Here is a 26,425-nt window from a genome sequence, read left to right on the forward strand (position 1 = left end):
TCGTTCAAATTTATCCTCTAAATTCGCATAAACAATATCTTATACCTTTGGTTCAAATAATGCAATTAAAAAATATCCTGTTATTTAATGGGTTTGTATCCTTATAAAAAATATTGTACTATAAATTTTATACAGGTGGTCTAAACAATAGAATAAGGGTGATCAAATGAATGACAGGAAACAGCATGTAATAGATACGGCCCGTCAATTATTTATTGACAAAGGCTTTAACGCCACGTCCATTCAGGATATATTGCATTTCAGCGGAATCTCTAAAGGAACTTTTTATAACTATTTTTCATCTAAAAACGAATTATTAATCGCCCTTTTTAAAAAGATATATATAAAACTTGATCACGAACGGAATGAGTTACTCATTGCCGAAGACCCTGCAAACATTAATATCTTCATCAAACAAGTGGAAATGCAATTGAGAATGAATAGGGCAAATAAGTTATTATTCCTTTTTGAAGAGGTGCTTGTTTCAAATGATGAAGAACTTAAACAATTTTTTAGAGAAGGTCAAATTAGGAATATCCAATGGGTATACAATCGTTTCGTTGATCTTTTCGGTGAAAGTAAAAAACCCTATTTGTTAGATTGTGCCATCATGTTTATCGGGATTTTACTACACAACCTTAAATTTTCTGGAATGGCGAAAAAAAGGAGTATCGAAAAAATAGTCCGATATAGTATGGACCGCATAGTGAAAATGGTCGATGAAGTATCCGAAGCGGGCGAACAATTACTGCCCCCTGAGGTTTTAGATCAATGGCTGCCAAGCTACCCGAATAGCAGCAAATTATTTAAACAAGAACTTTATCATACAATACTACAATTAAAAAAAGACATCCTCGATAACAAAGATCAAATCAAATACGTGGAGTTATTGGACTTTATTCTTGATGAATTATTGAACAACAAGAAACCGCGAAAATATCTCGTCGAGAGCGCACTAACATCATTGGGTGTAAATAAAGACACTTTTGAAAAAACAGATTTTCAAAAGCTTAGTCAGCTGGCAGCGTCTTTTTTTGAGCAAATAGAAGAAAAAAGCTAACCCCCAACCGATTGCGATTTGGGGGTTTGTATCCTATCTAGACCTTTTATTTCGATTCCGCAAAAATGCCGGGATATCTAGTGAATCGTCTTGCCACTGCGATTGCGAAGGGTGATCATTTTTCTGTTCCTCAGGCTGTTCCCATTGCCGTTCATATTCCTGCACAGCTTCTTCTTGTACAACTTGTTCATGTCTAGGACGTGTTTTTACTTCCTTAGTGGTAGTCGAAGACAAGTTTCCGGATGGACTGTCATGATCGACAAACCCTGTAGCAATCACTGTAATCATAATTTCCTCTTTTAGGTTCTCGTTAATAATAGAACCAAAAATCATATTTAATTCCTTGTCTGCAGCGGAGGCAACAATATCGGCTGCCTCTTGAACTTCATACAAACTTAAATTACTGCCGCCTGTGATGTTCATGAGTACACCTTGAGCTCCATTGATGGAAGTTTCAAGCAATGGACTGGAAATGGCCTTTTTTGCTGCTTCAACTGCGCGGTGTGGACCTTTTGCCACCCCAATTCCCATTAAGGCTGTACCTTGATTCGTCATAATCGTTTTCACATCTGCAAAATCAAGATTGATTAAGCCCGGGACAGCAATTAAATCCGAAATCCCTTGTACACCCTGACGCAGAACATTATCCGCTTCTCTAAATGCTTCAACCATTGGAGTTTTTTTATCAACTATCTGCAATAGGCGATCATTTGGAACAATGATTAATGTATCCACTGCTTCCCTCATTAACTCGATTCCATTCGCAGCATTTACTGCGCGCTTTCGCCCTTCAAATCCAAAAGGCCGTGTGACGACACCAATCGTTAAAGCCCCTAAAGCACGAGAAATTTCTGCAATCGCAGGTGCAGCCCCAGTCCCGGTTCCGCCTCCCATTCCGGCCGTTACGAACACCATATCTGCTCCTTTTAATACCTCTTGCAGCTGCTTCCTGCTTTCTTCCACGGCCTTTCTTCCTACTTCCGGATTAGCGCCTGCACCTAATCCTCTTGTCAAGGAAGCACCAATTTGCATCTTAATCTCTGCTTTTGATAGGTTAAGAGCCTGTGCATCTGTATTCACGGCTATAAATTCTACACCTTGAATTCCATCCTCAATCATCCGGTTAACCGCGTTGTTTCCCCCGCCGCCGACACCGATTACTTTAATTCTAGCAATTTGATCTATATTCATGTCAAAATCCCACATCGACAATTCCTCCTAGCCTGAACACAACATCCACTTCATTATTCAGAAAATTTAACTTTTATTTTATTATATGATATTTATCCTAAAAAAACTAATTCTCTTAATATTTTAGCAAAATAATAGAGTAGTTACTATAGTACCTCTTATTCAATTTGAACATAAATTTACCTTTCATTCAATAATAGTCGATCTGGAACTTGTGCAAATCGATGGCTATTGTAATATCATAGACTACTTTTTCTGAAAGATCGCTTCTTGCCACCAGCATCGCTTGAACGGCTACTGTTGACACAGTAGCCTCTAACCCAATTCTATTTTATCAACTTACCTTCGGAATCGTTGACACCTTCAAAACTTTATGTCAACTTAAGATTGTATCGAACTTATTTTACTTTCATCTTTTATAAGAAAGGGAAAATGGCATGAAAAGAAAAATTATTGCATATAACTTTGAACTTACTAACACCCTGGAAAAATTAGAGAGAGATTTTGACGTCGAAATGTTTGATAGTATTAATCCCAATACGGATCCTGCCTTTTCGCAAGCGTTGAAGGAAGCTGAGGGCATCATTGGACTAGCCCTCCCGGTTGATAAGGCACTCCTGGATCGAGCGCCTAAATTAAAAATTGTATCCAATAATTCCACTGGGTATAATAATCTTTCCATAGAAGAAATGACAAAACGCGGCATAATGGGAACAAATACACCTGGCGTACTGGAAGATACAACCGCCGACGCTATTTTCGGCATTCTTCTTGCAGCAGCGCGCCGTATCCCTGAATTGGACCTCTTTGTAAAATCGGGAAAATGGCAGCAGCATTTAACCACAGAACAGTATTCAATAGACGTCCATCATAAAACATTAGGAATCATCGGGATGGGAAAAATCGGCTCAGCTATCGCAAAACGTGGTCATTTCGGTTTTGATATGAATATTCTTTATCATAATCGCACCCGCAATGCAGAAGCTGAAGAAAAGTATCATGCCACCTATTGTGACCTTGATACTTTATTAAAGGAATCGAATTTTGTATGCTTAATGACACCGCTCACTCCTGAAACTGAAAATTTAATTGGGGAAAGAGAATTTAACATAATGAAGAAATCCTGTATTTTTGTGAATGGTTCACGGGGAAAAACCGTAGACGAAACTGCGCTGATTAAGGCTTTAACCAATAAAGAGATTCACGGTGCCGCATTAGACGTTTTTCGAACAGAGCCTATCAAGCAGGATCATCCACTACTGCAGTTTCCTAATGTGGTCACAACGCCTCACATCGGCTCATCGACCTTTGAAACAGAGCTAAAAATGGCCCAACTGGCAGTTGAGAATCTACTTGCAGGGCTATCAGGTAAACGTCCGAAAAACTTGATTAACCCTGAGGTGCTGAACTAAGCATGGGCCCATCTTGAATGATGAATAGAAGGAGCAAAAAACATGAATTCACCGAAAAGTTTAGTAGAAAAATTGAATTTGAATAAATATTCAAACAAGCTAATTCTCCAAGAACCTGATGACATGGATGACTTTAACGAACTAGAATATGATTCATCTAGTAAACAAGCCAAATATGATCTAATCTTTATGTTTATTTTTAGCTTAGAGGAATTTACCCAACAGCTGCAATCCGTGATTGAAAAACAATTATTGGAGGATAATGGATACTTATTCTTTGCTTATCCAAAAAAGAATAATAAGGTATATAAAGAATACATAGACCGTGATCGTTTCATGGATACATTACCAGTTGATGATGAAGGCTATGTTCTTGAAAGCAGCATAAAGTTTTCTCGTATGGTTAGTCTAAATGACGTTTTTACGGTAGTCGGTTTGAAGTCCGCACCAAAAAAGGCGAAAAAAGCTGCCAGCAGCAAAGCAAGCCAATGTGTGGATGACTACATTGTTCATGTGGAGGATATTAAGAAATATTTAAGTAAAAATGAGGAATTAGTAAGAATCTATAACGATTTAACCTTAGGTTATCAAAAAGACTGGGCCCGTTATGTATTTAGCGCAAAAAGACAAGAAACCCAAGAAAAACGCTTGCTGGAAATGGAAACCGTATTGAGTGAAGGGTACAAATCGATGGAGTTATATAAAAGAGCTAAGCGATAGAATAAAAAAAACACATGGAAATAGGATGTTTCCATGTGTTTTCATTTTATTTTTTACTCGTCACCTTTAACCCCATATGATGGAGCCATTTCAGGGGTGACCGCTCTCACCTTATAGTCGTTAGCCTGAGGCCTATATATTTCCCAAAGCCTCTTCAAATCTTCAAGAGGCTGCTCACTATAATCCACTCTTAAATCAACATAGGCAAATGGTTCATCCGTGAATACCAGAAGTCCGATTGACCGCTCCTGGTCCAGCTCCCCCCCCATCTGAAAACCTTTTTCTAGGGCTAAAATTAATCTATCTGTCAAAGGTTGGCCTTCCGTTTGTAAGAATGCTCGCCCCATTGCTTCTGGAATCGCAGGATCACTGAGGAGATTTCCTATACTGGCAACATTTTGTGCACAAAATTCTCCATGTACACCTAATGCCTTATTACCAGTAAATGCTGCTGAGCTTCCTTTTGAATCAACAACAGCCAGCTGCCTGTATTCTGGAAATGGTGACGCTTCCTTCATTGACCGGATTGTGGATTCTGCATCAAAGCCGCCCTCTAACACAGAAAAACCGACAGATGCTAATCGCGGATCCGTTACATTTTGTGTTAAAATAGCGCCGACACCTGTTTTAACCCATGGGCACCTTGCCCCAACGGATGGGCTGCTGGACGTCACAATGACACCAAATGCACCTGTGGCAGAACATCGTCCTGCGACCGAAAATGTCAATTTAATCCCTCCTTGATCGAAAATGACGTATCTCATTTATTGCTATTACCACTATGACAATATTGATAATAAATCACATAATAAGGTTATTCGCTAATTACTGCCTCAACATCAATTTCCATTAACATTTCCGGCATTGCAAAGCCGCTTACTAGTAAACCTGTACTGCATGGATATACATCCTTGAAATGTTTACCAATTACCGGATACACTTTACTGCGATCTTCCCGATGCATCAAATAAACCGTGATTTTACAAATATCATTAATCGTACCGCCAGCCTCTTCAATAAGCTGTTTCACACATGTACAAGCCATTTCTGCCTGCTCAACTACATCCCCAACCCCATGAAAGTTTCCATCTAAATCGAACCCTGTCTGCCCTCTTAAAAAAATCCGATTTCCTGCTCTTACAGCCATACTAAATTCATTTACAATGTGGTGTTCCGGTTTTCCTAAGTGTTTTGGATAGTACTGGTCTGTTTTGAACTTTCGAAATCTCTGAATTTCAACTTTTTTTGTTTCGCCATGGACTGACATTATGATCATTCCTCTCCTCAGTAAAATTGTTTTATTTAAGGAATTAATCCTTATTTATTCCCTAAAAATAATATACGGTTTATTCTGATAATTGTCAAGATTCTAAAATATTAACCTGCTAATCTACTATCATCCCAGATAGGAGCGGTGAACAATTTCACTTTCCTTTAATTCACTTTTCGTTCCTTGACCTGCTAATCTACCGGCCATCAGTACATAACCACGGCTGCAAAAATCAATTGCCATTTCCGCATTTTGATCCACTAAAAGGATCGTGGTTCCCTGCTGATGCAATTCAGTGATTTTATCATAAACTTCAAAAACTAGTTTGGGAGATAAACCCATTGACGGTTCATCTAGTAATAATAGTTTCGGACTTGTCATCATTGCGCGTGCAATGGCAAGCATTTGCTGCTCTCCACCTGAAAGGAGACCCGCCAATTGATCCCTTCTATCCCTGAGAATGGGAAAGGGTTCTGTAACCTCTTCCGCCCTTTGCTGACGATCCTTTGAACGAAGAGTATAACCGCCTAAAAGCAAATTATCCCAAACAGTAAGTAATGGAAATACATGCCTGCCTTCTGGCACAAGTGTCATGCCGCGACTGACAAGTTTAAACGTTTTTTCATTAACAATAGACTTACCTGACAGTTGTATATCCCCACTTTTAGGACGAATCTCCCCGATGATCGTCTTCAAAAGTGTGCTTTTTCCAGCACCATTGGCCCCGATTACAGAAACCGCTTCTTTTTCTTCTACCTTTAAACTCACATTACCTAAAGCACATATCTGTCCGTAATATGTACTTACATTTTGGACATTAAGCATTCATCTCAGCCCTCCCCATATATGCTTCCAATACTGCCGGGTGACTCTGAATCACTTCAGGAGGACCTTCGACTAGCTTTTCCCCAAAATTTATCACAGTGATTTGATTCGATAACGCATTTACGAGGTGCATATCATGGGCAATGATTAAAATGGTAATCCCTTGATCATTCACCTGCGAAAAAAGTTCCATTAACTCTTTGGTTTCTTTCTGATTCATACCTGCAGTAGGCTCATCAAGCAATAATAATCGAGGATTTGTTGCCAATGCCCTGGCAATTTCCACTCGTCTTTGATTTCCATAGGATAACCTTGCCGCATACTCGTGGCGCATATCCCACAGACCGACAAAGTGCAAAATTTCCTCAATCAGCTTTTTGGCAGAGTATTCATTGTTTCGGAAATTATTTGTTCGAAATATGGCTGGTAGAAGCTTGCCGCCTGTTAATAGATAGGTTCCGATTAAAACCGTTTCAAACACTGTCATATCCGGAAACAAGCGAATATTTTGGAAGGTTCGCGAAACTCCTTGTGCTGCAATTTTATCTGGTCTTAATGAGGTAATATCTTGGTTTACTAACTGTATTTTCCCTTCATCTGGTGAAATAACTCCCGTGATTAAGTTGAATAAAGTACTTTTCCCAGCCCCGTTCGGACCAATGATTGCATGAATATTATTTTGCGCAACGGAAAAAGAAAGACTGTTGACCGCCTTCACACCGCCAAAGGATTTTGAGAGATTCTCAACCGTTAAAATGGCTGATTCATTAACATAATCATTGTTCATACCTTAACCCCTCCTTCTCGACTGTTGGTTTTTCAACCTGTAAATGTCTTTGGAGGAAACGATTCTTTGTCATTTGGAACAATCCCATGATTCCTTTTGGGAAAAACATAATCATAATGACAATTAGACATCCATAAATCAACATTCTTAATTCCGGTGTTTCCCGTAGGGCCTCTGAAGAAACAGTAAGAATTACCGCTCCAATAATCGCTCCCGCAATCGAGCCTTGACCACCAATCATGACCATTGTTAAGATTGTGACAGACATCCCAAAAGCAAATGTTTCCGGACTGACAACATGAAGAAAATGGGCGTATAAGGCACCGGCTGCGCCGCAGAAGGCAGACGAAATGGTAAACATGGTTACCTTTGTTTTAAATACTGGGATTCCCATTGCTTGTGCTGCCAGTTCATCATCCCGGATGGCGGTACAAGCACGTCCAAAGCCGGATTTGATGATTAACCTTGTGACCAGAATACCTAGATAAACAAAGATTAATAATAATGGGTAATAATCATGATATTGAATAAATGGAAATTCAAAGGATCCTAATTTAATTGTCGGCGGAGCAGAAATTCCTGCGATTCCCATTGGCCCCCCGGTTAAATCCGTCCAGTTTAGAAAAACAAGCCAGATGATTGTTCCAAATGCAAGTGTCGCCATTACAAGGTATTCTTCAATTAATTTCAACCCAATAAATCCAATGATAAATCCGATTAACGCAGTGATGACAATCGAAAAAGGAAGTGTCATCCATAATGAAAAACCTAGACTTTTGGCCATAATGGCAGCTACATAGGCACCAATTCCAAAGAACGCACCATGACCCACTGAAACCTGACCTGTATAACCAACAATTAAATCGAGACCCAATGAAAGAATGGCATAGATTAGAATAAGATTAATGATATACATAATGTAGGGGTTTGCAATTCCTAAAGGAAGGAGAAATAATGCAATCCCTCCTAAAATAAACACGATTTTGCGAAAACCTGCTTTTTTAAGTCGTTCCATTTCTTCTCCCTCCTTTACACTTTTTGTTGGATTATTTTCCCGAAAATTCCTTGTGGTCGAACTAATAAAATAACTAACAATATCACCATCGCAACCGCATCTCGATATCCGGAGGAAATGAAACCTGCAGCGAAGCTTTCAATAATTCCAAGTAATAATCCGGCAATCATCGCTCCCGGAATATTTCCCATCCCACCCATAACCGATGCCGTAAATCCTTTCAATCCAGCGAATACTCCCATTGTCGGATAAACAAGAAATACTGGTCCTACTAAAATACCAGCAAGTGCGCCGACAGCTGAACCAATAGCAAAGGTAATCGAAATAATCTTATTTGCATTGATTCCCATTAACTGTGTAGCTTTAATATTTTGCGAGGCTGCTTGAACAGCTTTTCCCATGAGCGTTCTATTAATAAATAACTCTAGAACAATCATAACAAGGATGGTGAGAATAATGATAAATATATAATGCTGATTAATCATCATATCTCCAATAGCTATATTTTTAGATAGAAATGGTGATGTTAATCTCTCAGGTGTTGCCCCCCAAATATATTGAGCTAAATTTTGGAGAACAATCGAGATTCCAATGGCGGCAATCAGTAAATTTAATTTAGGTGCGTTTCTCATTCTCATATAAACCATTTTTTCCATTAAATAACCGAGTATTGCCCCGGCACATACACCACCTAAATACGCAAGCCAGATAGGTGTATCTAATAATAGAAGATAAAGGGACACGAATGCCCCTCCCATATATACTTCACCATGTGCAAAGTTAATAAAGCGAAGCACATTCCAAACCATTGTGTAACCTATGGCCATTAACGCATAAATGCTGCCAAGGACAATTCCATTTATTAATTGATCAACAAACACAAGTTATCACCCTATTCCGATTCTTTAATCACTACGAAGTCACCTTTTTGTACTTGCATAATCATCGGTGTATTGGAACGATCACCATTTTTATCGAACTTAATAGGTCCTGTAATCCCTTGATATTGGATGTTCGCTAGAGCGTCGCGCGCTTTTTCAGCGTCGTCCCCGCCTTCTGCCAATGCCTTTGCGAGTGCCATGGCCGCATCATATGCAATGGCGGTATTGGCCTGGGCTGGAATCTTATTTTCTTCAGCTATTTTTTTAAATTCTTTCATCTCTTTCGTATCTGCATTTAAATCAATCATCGAGGCAAAAATATGATTCTCCACGGCATCACCGCCTAATGAGATGAGCTGCTCAGAATACATTGAATCATCCGGTGAGAAAAATTGAACATTTAATCCCGCCTGCTTCGCTTGCTGTTCAATTAAAGCAACTTCATTGTATAACCCTACAACCATCACGGCATCTGCATTTAGTGTTTTTATCTTTGATAATTGAGCAGAAAAGTTTTTATCACCTGGGTTATATTTTTCTGCTGCAATGAATTCTACACCCAATTCTTTTGTAGATTCCTTCGCTGCATCATACATCGTGATTCCATAGTCAGTATTTTCAAATAGGGCGGCAATTTTCTTTACCTTTTTCTCTTCAGACATATATTTCATCACAGCAGGAACGTAAACCGATCCTGTTAAAATGACACGGAACAAGTATTTATTCCCCGTTTTAGAAAGATCAGGACTGGCACCCATGTTTAAATGAAGTACCTTTGCCGGCCCGGAAACATCCTGTGCAGCTAGTGTTGGTGATGAATTATAGCCGCCAATAATGGCCTTAACCCCATCGTTCATGATCATTTTATTTACAACGGCAACGGCTTCGGATGGAGTTGCCTTATCATCCCCAACAATTAACTTAAGCTTTTTCCCATCAATTCCGCCATCACTATTAATCTTTTTAAAAGCGAGTTCCACTCCATTTTTCATATCTTGTCCATACTGGGCATTATCACCTGTCATTGGTGCTTGTAATCCTACTTTAATAACGTCCCCGCTCTTTGAAGAACTGCTATTCCCCGATGAAGAATTTGTTGCAGAACAGCCCACTAACAATACTGCCAGAACCATAAACATAACCATCTTTTTCACAAATAAATGTGTGGAATGTGCCAACTTAAGTCCTCCTCTTTTTACATATCATTTTGTATTTCCTATTATTTCAAATCTCCTACTTTTGCAACATCATGATCGACTTATAGAAGATTTGTTCATTTTCGCTTGAATCCCTGCTGCTTAAGTACCAATTCACGCTGCGGTTCCATATCAAAAAATAAAGCGGCCCCGATTAAAAAAATCGTCTCTAAGCTGAATTCTATGGATGTAATTAAAGGCAGAATAACGATGTAGAGTAGAACGGATATAAGCGGTAGATTCTAAGAAGCGGTGGAAAAGGACATTGTCCCATGGAATGAGAACGAGCAAATCACGGTACTGTTTACCTGTTATTAATGCCATACGATCCCTCCAAAAAAATAGTTTTCATTGGTTCTAACATTAATTCAACACGTGCAATCTGATTACTATTTATTTACGGATTTTTTCTTTAAATATTCTTTTAATTAAAATAACATTTCCGTAGTGTTTATGTCAATTAAGTTTTCTAAAAATTCTATATTTTATAAATACTATGTTCCAGAAAGTGTACGGTCTAAATGCACTATTCCTTGCAAAATTAAATTTCCCGCTCTTTCAATATCATCGGGATGGCTATACTCTTCAGGGCAATGACTCTTCCCATCAATACTTTTTACGAAAACCATTGCCGACTTCGTGACCTTTGCCAAATGGGCAGCGTCATGCACCGCCATACTAGTCAGAGTCAAACAAGGTTCATTCATTTCCATTGCTGTATTTTCAAGAATCGTTATAATCTCTTGATCTAAGGCAACAGGTCGTTGATCAAGAAAGACTTCTTGCTGGATATTTACCTGTCTTTTCAAGGCAATCTCATGCCAAACCTCGTAAATAGCATCAATCGTATGTTGAATTTTCTCGTCTGTCTCCGCTCTAACCTCAAAAATAAAATCAACCTGACCAGGAATAATATTAGCGGCATTCGGCCTTACATTTAATCTTCCTACAGTGCCAACTACATCTCCTTTTGCCTTGCAATACCGTTCAACCTCAAGAATCATTTCCGACGCAGCAGCTAGCGCATCTTTTCTATTCACCATCATCGTTGTACCAGAGTGATTCGGTTCTCCAATTACTTTTACAAAACTGCGATACGTCCCAACAACACTATTAATAACCGCCATTGAAATGTTAGCGCTTTCTAATCGCTGGCCCTGCTCAATGTGGAGTTCTATAAATGCTTTTTTATCTTTTTGCATATTCTCCATCATGGAGAATTTATCAAGGCCTCCTCCAACCATTTCCAATTCATTATGCAGAAGAGAGCCTTTTAAATCACGAGCTTCCTGCAACATTTCTGCCGTTAATTTCCCTACAAAAGAACGGCTGCCAAATGTTGATAAATTAAAATCATTTGACTCTTCCGCAGTGAAGGACACAATTTCAATATCATGTTCAAACGTAGCATTGTGATCGATTAATGTTTTTATAATTTCTTTTGCCATTAGAACACCCAGCGGCCCATCATATTTACCACCATTCGGAACAGAATCCAAATGGGAGCCAATTACGATACTGCCTTTCTTTTTCCCTGTACCGCGATATTTTCCCCAAATATTTGCAGCCCCGTCTATCGTTATTTTTAAACCCATCTCTTCTAATTCTTCGATAAATAATTGACGGACTTGATGATCTGCTTGAGAAAAACTTGGCCTCGTTATACCCCCAAGTTCATTTTTTCCATACTCAGCGTATTTCTCTAAATCTATTAATAATCGATTGAGATTTATTTTCAAATTATGAACCTCTCTTTCCAACTTATCATTGAATGAAAAAATAGGGAGCAACAATTCGGAATAATTCCATCATTGCTGCTCCTGATATAATTTTTAATTTTGTAATATATTAATCAATTTTTTTAAACTGCATAATTTTTTTCTGCCAAAAAGGAAATATACCGAATATCACCTAGTAAGGTTTTAGCTAAAGAAATGTTTCCTTGCTGCAACAATGAACGAATTCGTGTCGAAGAGATTAATTCACCATGTTCACATTGCAGCGGATTTAATACACCGACATGAAAGGAGGCTCTTAAATCGTCAATGCTCCCTTTTCGATCTTTGCCAAATTGAAAGTTGGGGCCTTCCCAGATTTCAACTGGATTGATCAGCTGCAGCTCTTCAATAAAAGATGAAACGGTTTGCTTTGTAAACGCTTCATTAAATTCCCCTACAATCACATGTTCAGCACCCAGCATTTCAAGCCGATTCAGCTTTTCATCCAATGTTGTGATCATTTGGCACTTTTTAAAGAAAACCTTCGGAGGTGGATCAAAGGTATAGACTACAAAAGGAACCCCAAGCTTCTCCGCCCGTTCTTTAGTTTTTAAAAGTAAGGCCTGATGACCACGATGTACACCGTCAAGGGCGCCAATCGTTAAGGCGGATTTAGGGAGCTTCAATGTACCTGGTGTATGAATTTCCAATGAAAAAACTCCTTTCAACTATCAACTTACTACCTTGTGACAGGAAATGATGGTTTCAATCCCGCAGCCTTCCGCACCAATTCACGCTGCGGTTCCATATCAAAATTATTAAACACGGCCATCTGTTGTGCAAATGGCGGACTTTGGGCAAATAGTTCAAACGTTGTTCGATGACCCGCATAGGAGGAGTTTAACAAATCTCTTGCAAAATAGAGTAATTTACCGCGATCCTCAGGCGTCCACTCACCCACGGAGTAATATTGATCAAAGTATTGCTTAATTTCCGGATCTGCCATCGTCGTAGAGTCAGGCGTTACCGCTAATTGGCCGCCAACTAACTCCCTAGTTAAATGGGCCATGGCCGGGAAATTGGCTAACGCAAATACACGGCCAGTATATAGAAGAGATTGATTCGGCATCATTAACCCGCCTGGACTTCTTTCCGCATTTGCAACCGCAGCGGTTAAATGAGCATTGATGCCCTCACGGTAATTAATGAGCTCTGAAATTTTTTCTTTTACAGCTTGAAGATGGGTTAAACCGGTTTGTTCAACGTTTAATAAAGCGGCTCCGATTAAATAATCGGCTCTGCGCAGCATTCTAAGGGTGTAATTAAAGGCAGAATATCGATGTAGTGTAGAACGGATATAAGCGGCAGATTCTAAGGAGCGGTGGAAAAGGACATTTTCCCATGGAATTAATACGTTATCAAAAATAAGTAAGGTATCAATTTCCTCAAATTTTGTTGCAATTGGATAATCTTTTGGATTTCGATCTGTGCCAAGTGATGTACGGCAAATAGATTTAAGTCCCGGTGACCCCATATCGCAAATAAAGCCGCAGGCAAAAGGTGCCATTTTTTCTGAACCGGCATTCCAGTCCAAAATCGTTGGTTTAACAAATGCTTGGTGTGCATAGGCAGCGGCGGTTTCAAATTTCGCTCCCTTTACCACAATCCCTTGGTCATTTTCCTCAACCACATGAAGCAATGTTCCGCCATCTTTTCCACTGAATAATTTGCTTCTATCTCCTTTTGGATCGGTATTCGCTGAAACATGGAATAAATCTTCTCTTGCAACACGGTCAATATGGTACTTAATATTCTTTGCATATGTCGGGTCAATTTCATTTAATTTATCTTGGGCGTCAAATAATGACCACATTTCCCCAATGGTTTCATCGCCAACCCGATAGACGACACCGCCAAGATCATCAAGCACCGTTTCCACATGTTTGCGTATAGCGCTCAGATCCTCTTTTGTTTCAGGCGCTTTGTAGGCTCTGGAAACAACTTCACCATCTGATAGAGTAGTAGTTAAAGTGTCTTTATATTTCTTTTCATGCGCCATATCATACATTCTTGCTTTCACATCAATAATTGGCTTAAAGGATGGATGTTCAGATACATTCCGAACCTTTTCCCCATCAATATAGACTTCCCTCCCATCATTCAATGAATCACGATATTGCTTTCCTGTCATTAATGCCATATAATTTTCCTCCTGTTAAATGAATTTCTTATAGATACTATTAAAACTATGCTTCGTTAAATTGGCCAAATTTTCCGCGATAGTATACTAAAGGCTGCCCATTCGCCGCCTGTGCATTTTGTACCTCTGCTAGGAAGACGGAATGTGTGCCCCCGGTTACTTCCTCTACTACCCTACATTCGAGGGTTGCAAGTGTATCAGCTAAAACAGGATTTCCTAACTCCCCATAGGAGAATTCAATACCACTAAATTTATCAGTATTGGCCCTAGCAAATCTTAGGGCAAGATCTTTTTGTGAATCTTTCATTATATTGACCGTAAAGGATTCTGCATCCGAAATCGCATGACATGTTCCCGTATTTTTATTAACGCACACCAGCAGCATTGGCGGATCGGCGGAAACGGAACTGACAGCACTTGCCGTAATGCCAAAATCCACTTCATTATTTCTCACGGTGATAATCGAGACACCACTGGCAAAATGTCCAATGACATGTTTGAATTGATCTTGTTCAACTATTGATGCAAGTTCTTTATTCTCCTTCGATACATTCATTAATGAACAGTCCTTTCTTTAAAATATACGGAATAATTCTTAATATGTTCCTTAAATAAAACTATACAGACTCAAAATGTCAGTGTCAACAGAATTTTCAAAAAATTCACTATAATTATGTTGATAATGTTAAAAAAACATGAGATAACATTAATAATGAAGGAAATTTATTCCTATGAATCCAAGACATTGTTATAATTAAATAACATCATTTTTATGGGGGGAAACTTTTGAAACCGAGAGCTGGAATTATTGGACCAAATGACTCTGTCCAACTTATTTCTGAAATTGCAACTGAATATCATGATCGGCTCCAGGTTGTTCCATTTATTTATCAAAACCCTGATGAAGCCGCCGATATAGTACATAAAAATCAACATTTAGTTGATCTATGGATTCTCGCTGGCCCGGCGATTTATAAATCATTTCAGAAGAGCGGTGTCAATCAACCATTTTTTATTCTGAAGTTAGACGGCGCCAGCTTAACAAAGACCTTAGTGGATATTGGTTACAATGATAAGAAAAGCCTTGAAAACATAAGTATTGATATGCTTGCAGAACGTGATGTTTTTGAGACCTACCGTGATCTTGGGATTTCAAGCCAACAGGTTTATATTCAAGAGTACAGTAATGAAACTTCGCTTGATGATCTTCTCTCCTTTCATTTAAAATTATTTAAGGATAAAAAAGTAGAGATTTGTATCACTTGTCTGCGTTCCGTCTATGATCAGCTTTGTCTACATGACATTCCCGCTTATCGGGTAACCCCAACGAGAAGCAACATCCGCGAAACCTTATCAACAGCTGTACAGAAATGGGAAACCATACATTTTAAACAATCGCAAATTGCTGCAATTCTTGTGAAGGTTCAAGGTATGGAGAAAAAAGAAGATCATAATATGGTTTCTTACGATTTACATCGATTAAATTTAGAGATTCAGTCAGCTATTTTACATTTTGCTGAATCGATTTCAGGTTCATTTGTTACAATTGGGACTGGTGTGTTTGTTATTTTTTCAACAAGGGGTTCTTTACAGGAAACCGAGAAACCAATAGGCTCTCTTCTAGAAAAATTAGCGTTAATTACGGACTTACCGGCGAATATAGGCATTGGTTATGGCGATACTGCCCTGACTGCCGAAGAAAACGCACGTCTCGCCTTAAATCATGCACAAAATTATGATTCCTTTTGCGCATTTCTCGTTGATAATAGCGGAACGATTGAAGGCCCATTGAAAGAGCAAGAGGCCATCTCCTTTCAATACCGGACAGAAAATAAGGAAATAAGTGAAAAACTGAAAAAAAGCGGAATCACGATTACAACTTTTAATAAAATTTTATCTGTTCAAAAAAGAATGGGAAATGGTTCAATTACTGCCACTCAAATAGCGGAATGGCTAAAAATGACTCCACGGAACGCCCGGCGCATCCTAACTGGTTTAGTGGAAGAAGGAATTGCCGAAATTATTGGCGAAGAGGCCCCTGCCTCAAAGGGACGGCCGCGAAAAATTTATCGAGTTAGTGATGGATTGGAATTGACGAAAAAATAAAAAATCGCAAAAAAGCAGAAAAAGGAAATTTTCCTTCGCTGCTTTTTTTGACATTTTGTCATTATTATTCTTTTAACCCGTATTGTTCGATTTTTCGATATAAATTTCTCACACTAACCCCTAAGATATCAGCCGCTTTCGTTTTATTCCAAATCACTTGTTTTAACACATGTGCGATATGTTCTTTTTCTACTACCTCTAATGTGCATATTACCCCTTCATTCAATTGCCTTTCCTCCGGTTTATGCCTGGGCAGCAGTAAATCAACTGCTTCAATTCTTCCGCCTCTTGATAATAACAGGCCTCGTTCGATTAAATGGTTGAGCTCCCTAACATTCCCGGGATAATCATAATGTTGTAATGCTACTAAAGCATCGTCTGAAAGGACTTTTTCAGACGATTTCTTTTGCTTGATAAAGTGTTGAATGAGTAAGGGAAGATCCTCCTTCCGATTACGCAGGGGTGGAATCGTTAATTTAACGACATTTAATCGGTAATACAAATCCTCACGAAAGTTTCCCTTTTCTACTTCTATTTCCATATTTCGATTTGTAGCCGCGACAACTCGTACCTTTACCTTTCTCTCTCTCACATCTCCTACACGTCGAAATTCACCAAGTTCGAGAAAACGAAGTAACTTTACTTGCAAGGCTAATGGCATTTCTCCCAATTCATCTAAAAACAATGTCCCGCCATCGGCTGCCTCGACAAGACCCTTCTTTTCTTGGTTTGCCCCTGTAAAGGCGCCTCTGACGTGCCCAAATAATTCACTTTCAAGAAGCTGTTCCGGCAGGGCACCTGAGTTCACTGCGACAAAAGGCTCCTCGGAACGACGACTCCAATAATGCAATGCTTTAGCAAACAGTTCTTTTCCTGTTCCGCTTTCTCCCTCAATTAACACGGGAACCGCACTGTCTGCAATGCGGCGGGTTAAATCGATTACTTCCTTAAAAATCAAACTTTCACCAATTATCATAAACTGATTCTGTTGTTTGATGATTTTTTTCATGCTATCATTTTTGGCTTTTAGTTGCTTATTTTCTTCGGCCTTTTTTATGATTAATTCTAGTTCAGACAGATTATAAGGCTTGGTTAAATAATCGAAGGCCCCTAATTTCATCGCTTCTATTGCTGTTTCAATCGTTCCATGTCCTGTAAGCATAACAATTTCTGTCTCTGAAGCCATTATTTTTGTTTCTTTTAACAACGATATTCCATCCATCTTTGGAAGACGTATATCATAATATAGCAATATCAAAAAAATGCTGCTTTAATAATGCTAGTGCATCCTCAGCAGTTCCGACAGATAGTACTTCATAACCTTTTCGTGAAAGACGTTTCACTAAAAGATTGGCCAAATCTTTTTCATCATCGACAATTAAAAGTTTTGTTCCACCCATGAAAATCTTCCTCCCATTACCTAGTAGAAATCGGTATTTGGACAGTTATTGTCGTTCCTGCGCGCTCTTCACTATCCACTTGGATCTTCCCGCCAAATTCCTCTATAATACCGTAGCATACCGATAATCCAAGACCAGTCCCTTTTCCCACAGGCTTTGTGGTATAAAAGGGGTCAAAGATTTTACCCAACACCTCAGCCGACATACCAAAACCGTCATCGATTACCTGAATACACACCGAATCCTGTTCCACCTTAGCCGAAATAATAAGCTGTCCATCACTATTCATTGCATCCATGGCATTGTTAATTAAATTCACGATTACTTGCATCATTTTTAAACTATCACCGAAAATAACTGGTAATTCAGGCGATAGATTGGTAGTAAGGTTAATTCGCTTCTTTTTTATTGAGGATTCTACTAGATTAATGCTGTTCATAATCGTATCTTTTATATCGATATGAGTAGCCGTCCAATTCGATTTTCTGGAGAAATTCAATAAATTACCAGTTATTCTTTTACATCTTTCGGTATTTTCCTTAATTTTCGTTAAATATAGCGCCATTTCTTCTTCATCTAATTCTGAATCCTTTTGTTCCAAACGGTCAATCAAATCCTCCGCGAATACATTGATCGTTGCGAGAGGGTTGTTTACTTCATGAGCAAAGCTCGATGCCATTAATCCCAATGCACTTAATTTATCTGTTTGGATCATTTTTTCTTCGATTTGCTTTTGCTCTGTTATATCTTCTATCACGATTAAGAATTCTCCCTCCCCTTTCATAGCATGATTTAGTGGAAAAATGCGGTGATTAAACATTCGTTCCTCCCCGTTTACTCCCTTCGTCTTCATAATAGAATTACCGTTTGCATCAAGTTCTGGACAAGTAATGGGACATTCTTCACATGCTTCTTGTTTCCCGCCAAATAATGTGAAACATGGTAAATTGAGATTTTGATGATGAATCCAATTTTGTAACAATGGGTTCTTCCAAGTTACCTGATACTCTTTCGTCACAAGCGCTAAACCGGCTTCAATTCCATTTACTACCACACTAAGTCGTTCTTTTTCTTGTTCAAGCCGGAGTGATTTTTCCTTCAATTTATTACTCATTTCATTAAAAGACTCTGCTAGTTTCCCTAATTCATCCTGACGATTTAATAAAATGAGGGCAGGTTTTCTACCAGCTTTTAAATAATTCATCCCTTTTTCTAGATAGATGATTGGCGTTGTGAAATATAGCCCGGCATAGACACTAATGAGACTAACAATAATCGTTGCGATTGCCGCAACATATAACCCATTTCTAAACAGATGATTGATTGGCTCATACGCTATCGTTGCAGGCTGCTCCATTACCAAAGTCCAGTCTAACCCGCTTATTTCAGTTTGCACTCCAAGTATGTCTGATTTTGCTGAATCCGAGTGTTTTTTCCATAATTGACTGTAATCTTGATGGGCAATTACCTTTCCGTCTTCATCCAACAAGTATAAATAGCTTGAATCCTCCTGCCTAAGTGAAGAAATCTTGCCAATTATTTTTTGCAGCTGAATGACTGCCCCAATTTCTTTTTGTTTTCCGTCCTCGATATACGGAATCATTATTTTCATAATTGGTTGGCCGAATTGATTAAATTCGACCTTTCCATAGGTTCTGTTTTTTATTTGAAAATCTGACCAAAAGGAATCTGAAAACCATTTTTCATTTTGAAGCGGAAGATTCAAATTGTAGCGTGATACCTTCCTTTGGACATATCCTAAATCATCCATTACAACAATTTCCTCTATTGATTCATTTTGTTTTAACAGATCGTAAAAGATATTCTGCTGTTTCCCTTGTTGTTTAAGCGCTGTTGCTAATTGCAATTGCTGGAATGTCTGGTTAAACTCCAATTCGATTTCACTGGAAAGGTTTTGAAGCACTAATTTCTGGTTTGCCAGAATTCTATTTTCCAAATCTGCCTTAACATTTGAATAATAATAGTAACTAATTAACAAAAGCGGGATGATTGACATGATGATTCCAAATACTAACACTTTAATACGAATTGGTTGTGAAGAGAGCAAATTCCGGATTTTCCCACCCATTATTTTACTCCCTCCCTATCCGGTTTCATAAATTCAGCTAAGTTCGTCATTTCACTATTTAATTCAATGCCTAGTTCCTTTTTAACTTTTGTATTAATGAAAAAGTGGATGGAATCCGGTAGTTCAACCGGAAGGTCCGCGGGTGAATTCCCTTGAATAATTCGGCTCACATACCGTGCTGACTGGTACCCTTGATCCCTAAAACTAGACCCATAGCTTGCAAGAATCGAATCCCCCACCTCATTACCGTAAATACCCATTGTGGGAATCTTATTCTCCTTGATTATGTGAGCGATTTTCTCTGTAAGCGATTCCGTGCGAAAGCCTGGCACCAGTAGCAGTGCATCATCATGGTGTAAATTTCGGCTTAAAAAATCGGTAAATGTCGGGTCGCTAACATTTACAGGTATGACTAACAAAGCAAGATTCTTTGAGGCTTCAATCGTATTCTCTAAACCAAGCACACTCACCTTAATTTCTTGATCGTAGAGAACAAAGTATCTTTTTGTTGCAGGAACTAATTGACTCAAAAGCTCCAATCTTTTTCCTGATAATCTAGTATGATAGTTATTTATCCCTGTAAAATTCCCTCCTGGGGAACGGTAATCTTTAATTAATCCAATTTCCTTTGGTGCGGCAACACCGGCAAAAACAACAGGGATTTTCTGATTCTGCTCCTCCATTTGTCCCTTTAACGTTTCGGTTTCAATACCGCCTAGTGTAACAATTAGAGTAGGTTTTTCTTTAATCAGTTCATTTATTTTCTTTTCTAATGTTAATTCGTTATCGTTTGCATTTTTTATAACAAATTCTATTGCATCTTCTTTATATCCAAGGTCATGTAAGCCTTGTTTTAGACCAGTAAGCTTTTCCTCTCTACTCTTTCCCATCATGATAACCCCTACTTTTGTCTGAGGAATAACCCGATGACTAAAATAGTAATTTAATATCACTGATCCGATAATGAGCAAAAGAAGAAAAAAATACCATTTCGTTTTCATTCATTCTAACCCCTTACTTTGAGATGAAACACTATACATACACTATACCGAATAATAACCCTATACTACCTATGAAAAAAGGACATTTATATGAAATTCCGAGGGGAAGTGGGGATCCTGCTAGTAGCCTAAATGAGCAATGAAGTCAGTCCCCCTAGTGCTGTATGGAAAACCACTGGGGGACTGACTCTTTTATGAACATGTTATTGATTTTTACTTTTTAACTCATATGGGACATCTGCTGGTGCATTTCCCAATGGCCAGTCATTTGCTTTCTCGGCAAAATCAGGTCTATCCTTTGAAAGAATAAAACCGGCAAGATCTGCTGCTTGTTGATCAGTTAAACTTCCTTGTTTTACACCGCCCATTTCACCAAGAGGCATATTACGTTTGATGTACCCAGCTGTTGTTGAAATTCGTCCCATGCCAGCTCCAATATTAAAGGACTTTTCTCCCCATAGTGCAGGTCCCGATGTTGGACCAGTTCCAGAACCATCCGCACCGTGGCAAGCCGAACAGGACTGTTGATAAAGCTTTTCTCCATTTGCAAGGTCTGGCGTTGGTACGGTTTGCAGCGAATTTTTAATTATCCATGGACGTTCTTTAATCCCAATCGGTACATTTGTTGAGATATAATTTAGGTATGCAACCATTGCACGCATCTCGTCGCTAGCCGCCTCAAGCGGATGTCCATTCATACTTCTTTTAAAGCAGCCATTGATTCTATCCTCAATAGTTAACACCTTACCGGCACGCGGATTGAAGGTCGGATAGACCGCAGTAACACCTGTTAGCGGTGAAGTTGCGTCGGTTCCAGCTGCACCATGACAGCTCGAACAAGCCAAGTTATTGCCAACATTATTTGGCAGGGCCGTATTCGTTTCATTCATTAACTTATACCCCAATTTAATCGATTCACCTAAAGGACCTTCCGGAACCTTTTCCATGCTTGGTGGTTCATACGTTTTCATTGCGGTTTGTTCCACAGAGGCAGTTTTATTTTGCTGTGGTTCTTCCGATGAAGCCGGATTTTCTGAACCACAACCACTAAGTAAAAATGCAGCGGCTAAAACGGGAATCCCATATCCTTTTTTCAATTTTGCTAGCAATTCCATTTTTTTCACTCCTAGATAAAATTTGTGACTTCAATTAGTTAATATGCAATTTCCATGCCAACTTTTAAAAACTAGGGTTCATAATATTTTTTTTTAAAACTATCAAATCTAGCATGACAAAAAGTCAGAGTATGACAATTTGTCTTACATTCATCACACCAAAAAACTCGGAGTAATTTTTTATGTACAAACTTTTATCAGATAGGGTTTAATGATAGAAAAGGAATTCCAAAAGGAGAAAAGTATTATGAAAAAAACAGCCATTGTTACCGGGTCGTCGAGCGGCTTTGGATTACTGTGTGCCATCGAACTTGCAATAAGCGGCTTTACTGTTATCGCAACAATGCGTGATGTGAAAAAAGCAAAACCCTTGTTAAAAGCAGCTAAAGAAAAAGAGATTGCCGAATTTCTTTCAATACAGCAGTTGGACGTCACTTCACCTGATTCAATTGCTCAATTTTATATAACACTATCAGATTATCCATCAATAGATGTGTTAGTAAACAATGCGGGGTTTGCCCTAGGGGGTTTTAGCGAAGAGTTGTCGATCGAAGAATATCGCAGACAATTTGAAACTAATTTTTTCGGAGTGATTGCAGTAACACAAGCAGTACTTCCATTTATGAGAGCTAATGGGCACGGAAGGATTATTAACATGAGCAGCATAAGCGGCAGAATGGGATTCCCCGGATTATCTGCATATGTTGCTTCTAAGCATGCCCTTGAGGGGTATAGCGAAAGCTTAAGGCTCGAGCTAAAACCGTTTGGGATTGACGTTTCCTTAATCGAGCCGGGCTCTTATCAAACCAATATTTGGGCAAGTGTGGATCAGATGAATATCAATCCTTCCTCCCCCTATTTATCCTATATGGAGAGTATGATGAAAGAAATTGAAGGCGGAAAAGCGGAACATGGCAACCCTATCGATGTCGCGAAACTAGTAGCGCAAATTGCCTCACAAAGAAAAACACCAGATCTCAAGTATCCAATTGGGAAAGGTGTAAAGCAAAATCTGTTTCTAAAAAGTTTCTTGCCGTGGAGATTTATTGAATCGGTGATTTTGAAAAAACTAAAGCAATAATCAATTTTCCTACAAAAAAGCAAAAACTGGGACATCCTTTTTTCAGCAGGAAATTCATATACTCATGATGAATACGTTAATTATCGATTATTAATGTGAGGTTATAGATTGTGAGGGGATTGTCTATGAAATTAGGAAATAAGTTGAAAATTATTCGTGTACCAATACTAACACCCACTTTATTGCCACATACCACCACAAATTGCTATTTAATTGGGAACGAGCAAGAAAGTATTTTAGTTGATGCTGGTTTTGACCAAACGGATACAAAAATTGCTTTACACCGTGAAATTAAGAAAAACGACCTTGCCATTCCAAGGTCGATTATATTAACTCATTCACACCCTGACCACGCCCCGGGGGTACTCCAATTAGTCGATTGGGAGCCAGTTGTTTATTGCCATCGTCAGGAAAAACAAGCCACCATTAAAGCGATTGCTCCATGGAAACAAATATCCTACTTGGAGGATGGAGACAAAATTAGCATTGCTGGCGAAGAAATAATGATCATTCATGCCCCTGGTCATACGGCAGGTCAATTAAATCTTTATATCCCGTCAAAACAAATTCTTCTTGCCGGGGATAACATCGTGGCGGAAGGAACATCATGGATTGGGCCCCCTGATGGTGATATGTCAGACTATATTCAAACACTATCAATGTTAAAACAATTGAAATTAAACAAAATTGGGCCCGGACATGGGGAATGGGTAGAAAATCCCTATGAACATATTGAATTCGTTTTAGAACGTAGATTGTACCGCGAAAATCAAATCAAATCCCTGCTCAAGGACCATGGAAGCTTAACCGTCGGCCATTTGACAAACCTTATTTATGACAAGCTCCCACATCCAAATGTCTTTGAGGTAGCAAAACGAACAACAGAAGCACATCTGATCAAATTAATAAAAGAGGGCTCCGTTACACAACTTGATACCCATTACTCTCTTAAATCAACCAAATAATCACTTACGTTAAATTCGGGCATCTCTAACGGATCGCCATTTAGGTGGTTAATAATCGTTTTCAACGCATGAATCGTCGGCGGCCCCAATAAAATTTCTCCATTGTAGTAGGATGTTAGTGCCTCAGCCGGGGAAATCCATTTCGTGTCACTAATTTCCCTAGCATCAGGTTTTGGGGTTTGTCCTTCAGGCAGTTGAGTTAAGAAAAAACGTGTATCAAATCGAATTCGGCTTCTATTTGGTGTAATAATTTGACCAATATAGGCTAAGTGCTCTAGCTGAAATAGGAGTCCTTCCTTTTTTAACAGTTGTAAAAAAGATAGTTCCCCGCTTATAAGAAGACGGCGGTATTCCAATTCTGTCCTATCATCTAGTTGGACAGGGGAACCGTCTTTTTTCTTGCAAACAAGTACCCCCACTTCTTCGAACAATTCTCGTGCAGCGGCCACATAATGTGCAAGCTCAAATGTATCATTGCGTGCTCCATTTATTAAACCATTCCAATCCTGTATGTCATCTGCCTTGTCTACCGCACCTCCAGGGAAAACATAGTATCCGCCAAAAAACTTCATCGTTTCAGGTCTTTTTGTCATATAGACCCTTGAGAAATGATCCATTAACACAACCGTTGATGCCGGTCTAGGTATAGCACTCATTTTTTACACCCCATTTAATGTTTTGAAAAATAAAAAAATGTATTTCCATTAATATTCAACTTTCTCCTCCCAATTACCTTCCATGTCAAAAGTCTTTATTATTTTCTATTTGTCTTAAAAGGGACTTTTTCGAAAGAATTAGTCCAAAAACATTGTTATAATTAAATAACATCAGTAATGTTGAAAATGTTTAAGCTATAAGACAATTCAGGGTGATTTGGTACGGAAACCTAATGACTAAATGGAATGACGATTGTCTCTGGGGGACGTTTTATGAAAAAAGGTAGTAGAAAAAAGAATATGCTCACTTGTACCATTATCTTTAGCTTGATTACACTTTTATGGATATTACATAGGTTCCTGTCCTTGCCACATTCAGATTCAAGTAACAGATCAACCCAACAATTCCCTCAAAACCATTCAGATGAGTTACTTTCAATTGTAACACCGGAACAATATGGGGCTGATGGGTTTGATCATAAATTGGACACGAATGGACTACAAGAGGCCATTAACAATAGCTCGAAGGTGATATTGAAAAATGGAGCTACATACATAATTGACAAACCACTAACTTCCAATCATGCAATTACCATTACCTCAGAAGATGAAGGAAAAAGTCCCGCGGTAATTTTACAAAAAAATAAGACGAGCGCCTTTATATTTGAGAATAAACCGGTAAACACAACAAATGTGGTCGAGAGAATTTCAAAAAATGATCGTTACGTTGTAGTGGAAAGCACAACTGGAATGAAAAAAGGGGATTTAATCCATTTAAAATCTGATAAGCTTTGGTATTGGGATAATCGAAGTTATTTAACAAAAGGTGGACTATATAAAATTACCATGATTAAAGATCAACAAGTATATCTAGATCGTGAATTAAGTGAAAGTTATACTATCGGGAAAAATGAAAAAGTCACAGCAAAAGCTTATGCAAATCATGAAGTAAATTTAAAGGGAATTTCCTTTACCCATCCAAAGCCCTATGATACAAAAATGGTCATCCTTCAATTTTCAAGCAATGCTACGATCAGTGATGTTACTGTGAGTAATTCAAAACTAACAGGAATATTTTTGAATAAAACCTTTCATTCTACGATTCATGATGTCCGTATGAATCTCTCTGTTACGAAAAATACCGGGTTAGGTTATGGCATCCAGGATTATGGCGGTTCAGGAACGATCATCCAAAATAGTATTTTCAAGAATGTTCGCAGAGGAGTGGATTTTTCAGGAGATACTCCCTCCCGCTATGGGATTGTAACAGACTCCAAGGCATACGGGGCAAAAATGGGGGGACTTGCACCGGGAAACAGCGGATTTGGCACTCATTCGACGGCTGAAACTATTTTATTTGAAAACAATGCTGTTGAAAATTTTGATCAAGCATTTCTCGTAAGAGGTAATGATATTACGATAAAAAATAATCTTCACAGCGGTAAGAGCAACTACTTTTTATCCCTTGGATATGGAAATCATGTCACACTAAAAAATAATGCCTATAAAAGCACCAATAATGAATCGCTAAGAAGTTTTGTATTCATCAAGAATACTTATTTTGGATCTTTAGCGGCCCAGGGGAACACCAACAATGACAATCCAACGTTTATTGCCGGAAATCTCAAACACTTAGAAAAGTTAACATTACAAAAAAAATTATCCATTAATTAAAATGGGAAAGGAGCTGCGACCTCCCTTCCCATTTTACAATTGATACTTCTTTCACATATTTGA

At 38.6% G+C, this 26,425-nt stretch carries 26 protein-coding genes; 7 read left to right on the forward strand and 19 right to left on the reverse strand.

Features of this window, described 5'->3' with window-relative positions; translation table 11 throughout:
• Positions 1–166: 166 nt before the first annotated feature.
• Positions 167–1,060, forward strand: coding sequence for a TetR/AcrR family transcriptional regulator (locus tag ACIQXV_RS09565; protein WP_402958177.1), 894 nt, complete (start codon positions 167–169; stop codon positions 1,058–1,060).
• Between the two features lie 33 nt (positions 1,061–1,093).
• Here the strand turns inward: ACIQXV_RS09565 and ftsZ are convergent, their stop codons facing one another.
• The gene (gene ftsZ, locus ACIQXV_RS09570) at positions 1,094–2,266 is read right to left on the reverse strand and encodes a cell division protein FtsZ (RefSeq protein ID WP_402958179.1); all 1,173 of its coding nucleotides are present in this window, start codon (positions 2,264–2,266) and stop codon (positions 1,094–1,096) included.
• Positions 2,267–2,688: 422 nt separating this feature from the next.
• Here ftsZ and ACIQXV_RS09575 point away from each other — a divergent pair, with 422 nt between their 5' ends.
• Positions 2,689–3,663, forward strand: a complete 975-nt coding sequence (locus ACIQXV_RS09575) for a 2-hydroxyacid dehydrogenase (RefSeq protein WP_402958181.1) — start codon at positions 2,689–2,691, stop codon at positions 3,661–3,663.
• A gap of 42 nt (positions 3,664–3,705) precedes the next feature.
• Positions 3,706–4,383, forward strand: coding sequence for a YdeI/OmpD-associated family protein (locus ACIQXV_RS09580; protein ID WP_402958182.1), 678 nt, complete (start codon positions 3,706–3,708; stop codon positions 4,381–4,383).
• A 53-nt stretch (positions 4,384–4,436) separates the two neighbouring features.
• Here ACIQXV_RS09580 and ACIQXV_RS09585 read toward each other — a convergent pair whose 3' ends face one another.
• The 12 genes from ACIQXV_RS09585 to ACIQXV_RS09640 form a co-directional block, all read right to left on the reverse strand.
• The gene (locus ACIQXV_RS09585; RefSeq protein WP_402958183.1) at positions 4,437–5,111 is read right to left on the reverse strand and encodes a DUF1028 domain-containing protein; all 675 of its coding nucleotides are present in this window, start codon (positions 5,109–5,111) and stop codon (positions 4,437–4,439) included.
• 86 nt (positions 5,112–5,197) lie between these two features.
• Positions 5,198–5,659, reverse strand: coding sequence for a Rid family hydrolase (locus ACIQXV_RS09590; protein ID WP_402958185.1), 462 nt, complete (start codon positions 5,657–5,659; stop codon positions 5,198–5,200).
• A 120-nt stretch (positions 5,660–5,779) separates the two neighbouring features.
• Positions 5,780–6,478, reverse strand: coding sequence for an ABC transporter ATP-binding protein (locus ACIQXV_RS09595; protein ID WP_402958186.1), 699 nt, complete (start codon positions 6,476–6,478; stop codon positions 5,780–5,782).
• A complete protein-coding gene (locus tag ACIQXV_RS09600) occupies positions 6,471–7,265 on the reverse strand; it encodes an ABC transporter ATP-binding protein (RefSeq protein ID WP_402958188.1) in 795 nt (264 codons plus the stop codon). Before ACIQXV_RS09600 ends, ACIQXV_RS09595 begins: the two co-directional genes overlap by 8 nt.
• Complete coding sequence (locus tag ACIQXV_RS09605; RefSeq protein WP_402958190.1) at positions 7,255–8,280, reverse strand: branched-chain amino acid ABC transporter permease; 1,026 nt, start codon at positions 8,278–8,280, stop codon at positions 7,255–7,257. Before ACIQXV_RS09605 ends, ACIQXV_RS09600 begins: the two co-directional genes overlap by 11 nt.
• Positions 8,281–8,294: 14 nt before the next feature.
• Positions 8,295–9,161 (reverse strand): branched-chain amino acid ABC transporter permease, encoded by an 867-nt coding sequence (locus ACIQXV_RS09610; protein WP_402958192.1) that lies wholly within the window; start codon positions 9,159–9,161, stop codon positions 8,295–8,297.
• 11 nt (positions 9,162–9,172) lie between these two features.
• Positions 9,173–10,339, reverse strand: a complete 1,167-nt coding sequence (locus ACIQXV_RS09615) for an ABC transporter substrate-binding protein (RefSeq protein ID WP_402958194.1) — start codon at positions 10,337–10,339, stop codon at positions 9,173–9,175.
• A 150-nt stretch (positions 10,340–10,489) separates the two neighbouring features.
• The gene (locus ACIQXV_RS09620; RefSeq protein WP_402958196.1) at positions 10,490–10,681 is read right to left on the reverse strand and encodes a hypothetical protein; all 192 of its coding nucleotides are present in this window, start codon (positions 10,679–10,681) and stop codon (positions 10,490–10,492) included.
• A 170-nt stretch (positions 10,682–10,851) separates the two neighbouring features.
• A complete protein-coding gene (locus tag ACIQXV_RS09625) occupies positions 10,852–12,096 on the reverse strand; it encodes a Zn-dependent hydrolase (RefSeq protein ID WP_402958198.1) in 1,245 nt (414 codons plus the stop codon).
• Between the two features lie 122 nt (positions 12,097–12,218).
• Complete coding sequence (locus ACIQXV_RS09630; RefSeq protein ID WP_402958200.1) at positions 12,219–12,785, reverse strand: FAD synthetase; 567 nt, start codon at positions 12,783–12,785, stop codon at positions 12,219–12,221.
• A gap of 29 nt (positions 12,786–12,814) precedes the next feature.
• Complete coding sequence (locus ACIQXV_RS09635) at positions 12,815–14,275, reverse strand: 4-hydroxyphenylacetate 3-hydroxylase family protein (RefSeq protein WP_402958201.1); 1,461 nt, start codon at positions 14,273–14,275, stop codon at positions 12,815–12,817.
• A gap of 46 nt (positions 14,276–14,321) precedes the next feature.
• A complete protein-coding gene (locus tag ACIQXV_RS09640) occupies positions 14,322–14,831 on the reverse strand; it encodes a flavin reductase family protein (protein WP_402958203.1) in 510 nt (169 codons plus the stop codon).
• Positions 14,832–15,061: 230 nt separating this feature from the next.
• On the opposite strand from ACIQXV_RS09640, the gene ACIQXV_RS09645 reads away from it, so the two are divergent.
• On the forward strand, positions 15,062–16,381 hold the full coding sequence (locus ACIQXV_RS09645; RefSeq protein WP_402958205.1) for a helix-turn-helix domain-containing protein: 1,320 nt from the start codon (positions 15,062–15,064) through the stop codon (positions 16,379–16,381).
• A gap of 64 nt (positions 16,382–16,445) precedes the next feature.
• On the opposite strand, the gene ACIQXV_RS09650 is transcribed toward ACIQXV_RS09645, so the two are convergent.
• The 5 genes from ACIQXV_RS09650 to ACIQXV_RS09670 form a co-directional block, all read right to left on the reverse strand.
• The gene (locus tag ACIQXV_RS09650) at positions 16,446–17,588 is read right to left on the reverse strand and encodes a sigma-54-dependent transcriptional regulator (RefSeq protein ID WP_402958207.1); all 1,143 of its coding nucleotides are present in this window, start codon (positions 17,586–17,588) and stop codon (positions 16,446–16,448) included.
• A 31-nt stretch (positions 17,589–17,619) separates the two neighbouring features.
• Entirely contained in the window at positions 17,620–17,781 is a 162-nt protein-coding gene (locus tag ACIQXV_RS09655; RefSeq protein ID WP_402958209.1) for a response regulator, read from the reverse strand.
• A gap of 16 nt (positions 17,782–17,797) precedes the next feature.
• Positions 17,798–19,870 (reverse strand): ATP-binding protein, encoded by a 2,073-nt coding sequence (locus ACIQXV_RS09660; RefSeq protein WP_402958211.1) that lies wholly within the window; start codon positions 19,868–19,870, stop codon positions 17,798–17,800.
• Complete coding sequence (locus ACIQXV_RS09665; protein ID WP_402958213.1) at positions 19,870–20,871, reverse strand: ABC transporter substrate-binding protein; 1,002 nt, start codon at positions 20,869–20,871, stop codon at positions 19,870–19,872. The genes ACIQXV_RS09660 and ACIQXV_RS09665 overlap by 1 nt, the downstream gene beginning before the upstream one ends.
• Positions 20,872–21,074: 203 nt before the next feature.
• A complete protein-coding gene (locus tag ACIQXV_RS09670; protein ID WP_402958214.1) occupies positions 21,075–21,986 on the reverse strand; it encodes a c-type cytochrome in 912 nt (303 codons plus the stop codon).
• Positions 21,987–22,230: 244 nt separating this feature from the next.
• On the opposite strand from ACIQXV_RS09670, the gene ACIQXV_RS09675 reads away from it, so the two are divergent.
• Both ACIQXV_RS09675 and ACIQXV_RS09680 read left to right on the forward strand, forming a co-directional pair.
• A complete protein-coding gene (locus ACIQXV_RS09675; RefSeq protein WP_402958279.1) occupies positions 22,231–23,067 on the forward strand; it encodes an SDR family oxidoreductase in 837 nt (278 codons plus the stop codon).
• A gap of 125 nt (positions 23,068–23,192) precedes the next feature.
• Positions 23,193–24,032: an MBL fold metallo-hydrolase gene (locus ACIQXV_RS09680; protein WP_402958216.1), complete on the forward strand. Its 840-nt coding sequence runs from the start codon at positions 23,193–23,195 to the stop codon at positions 24,030–24,032.
• On the opposite strand, the gene ACIQXV_RS09685 is transcribed toward ACIQXV_RS09680, so the two are convergent.
• Positions 24,008–24,688 (reverse strand): NUDIX hydrolase, encoded by a 681-nt coding sequence (locus ACIQXV_RS09685; RefSeq protein WP_402958218.1) that lies wholly within the window; start codon positions 24,686–24,688, stop codon positions 24,008–24,010. The genes ACIQXV_RS09680 and ACIQXV_RS09685 overlap by 25 nt on opposite strands.
• 273 nt (positions 24,689–24,961) lie before the next feature.
• Here ACIQXV_RS09685 and ACIQXV_RS09690 point away from each other — a divergent pair, with 273 nt between their 5' ends.
• Complete coding sequence (locus tag ACIQXV_RS09690) at positions 24,962–26,362, forward strand: right-handed parallel beta-helix repeat-containing protein (RefSeq protein ID WP_402958219.1); 1,401 nt, start codon at positions 24,962–24,964, stop codon at positions 26,360–26,362.
• Positions 26,363–26,425 lie beyond the last annotated feature (63 nt).

The sequence above is a fragment of the Neobacillus sp. NPDC097160 genome (assembly GCF_044762155.1).
Classification (GTDB): Bacteria; Bacillota; Bacilli; order Bacillales; family Cytobacillaceae; genus Neobacillus.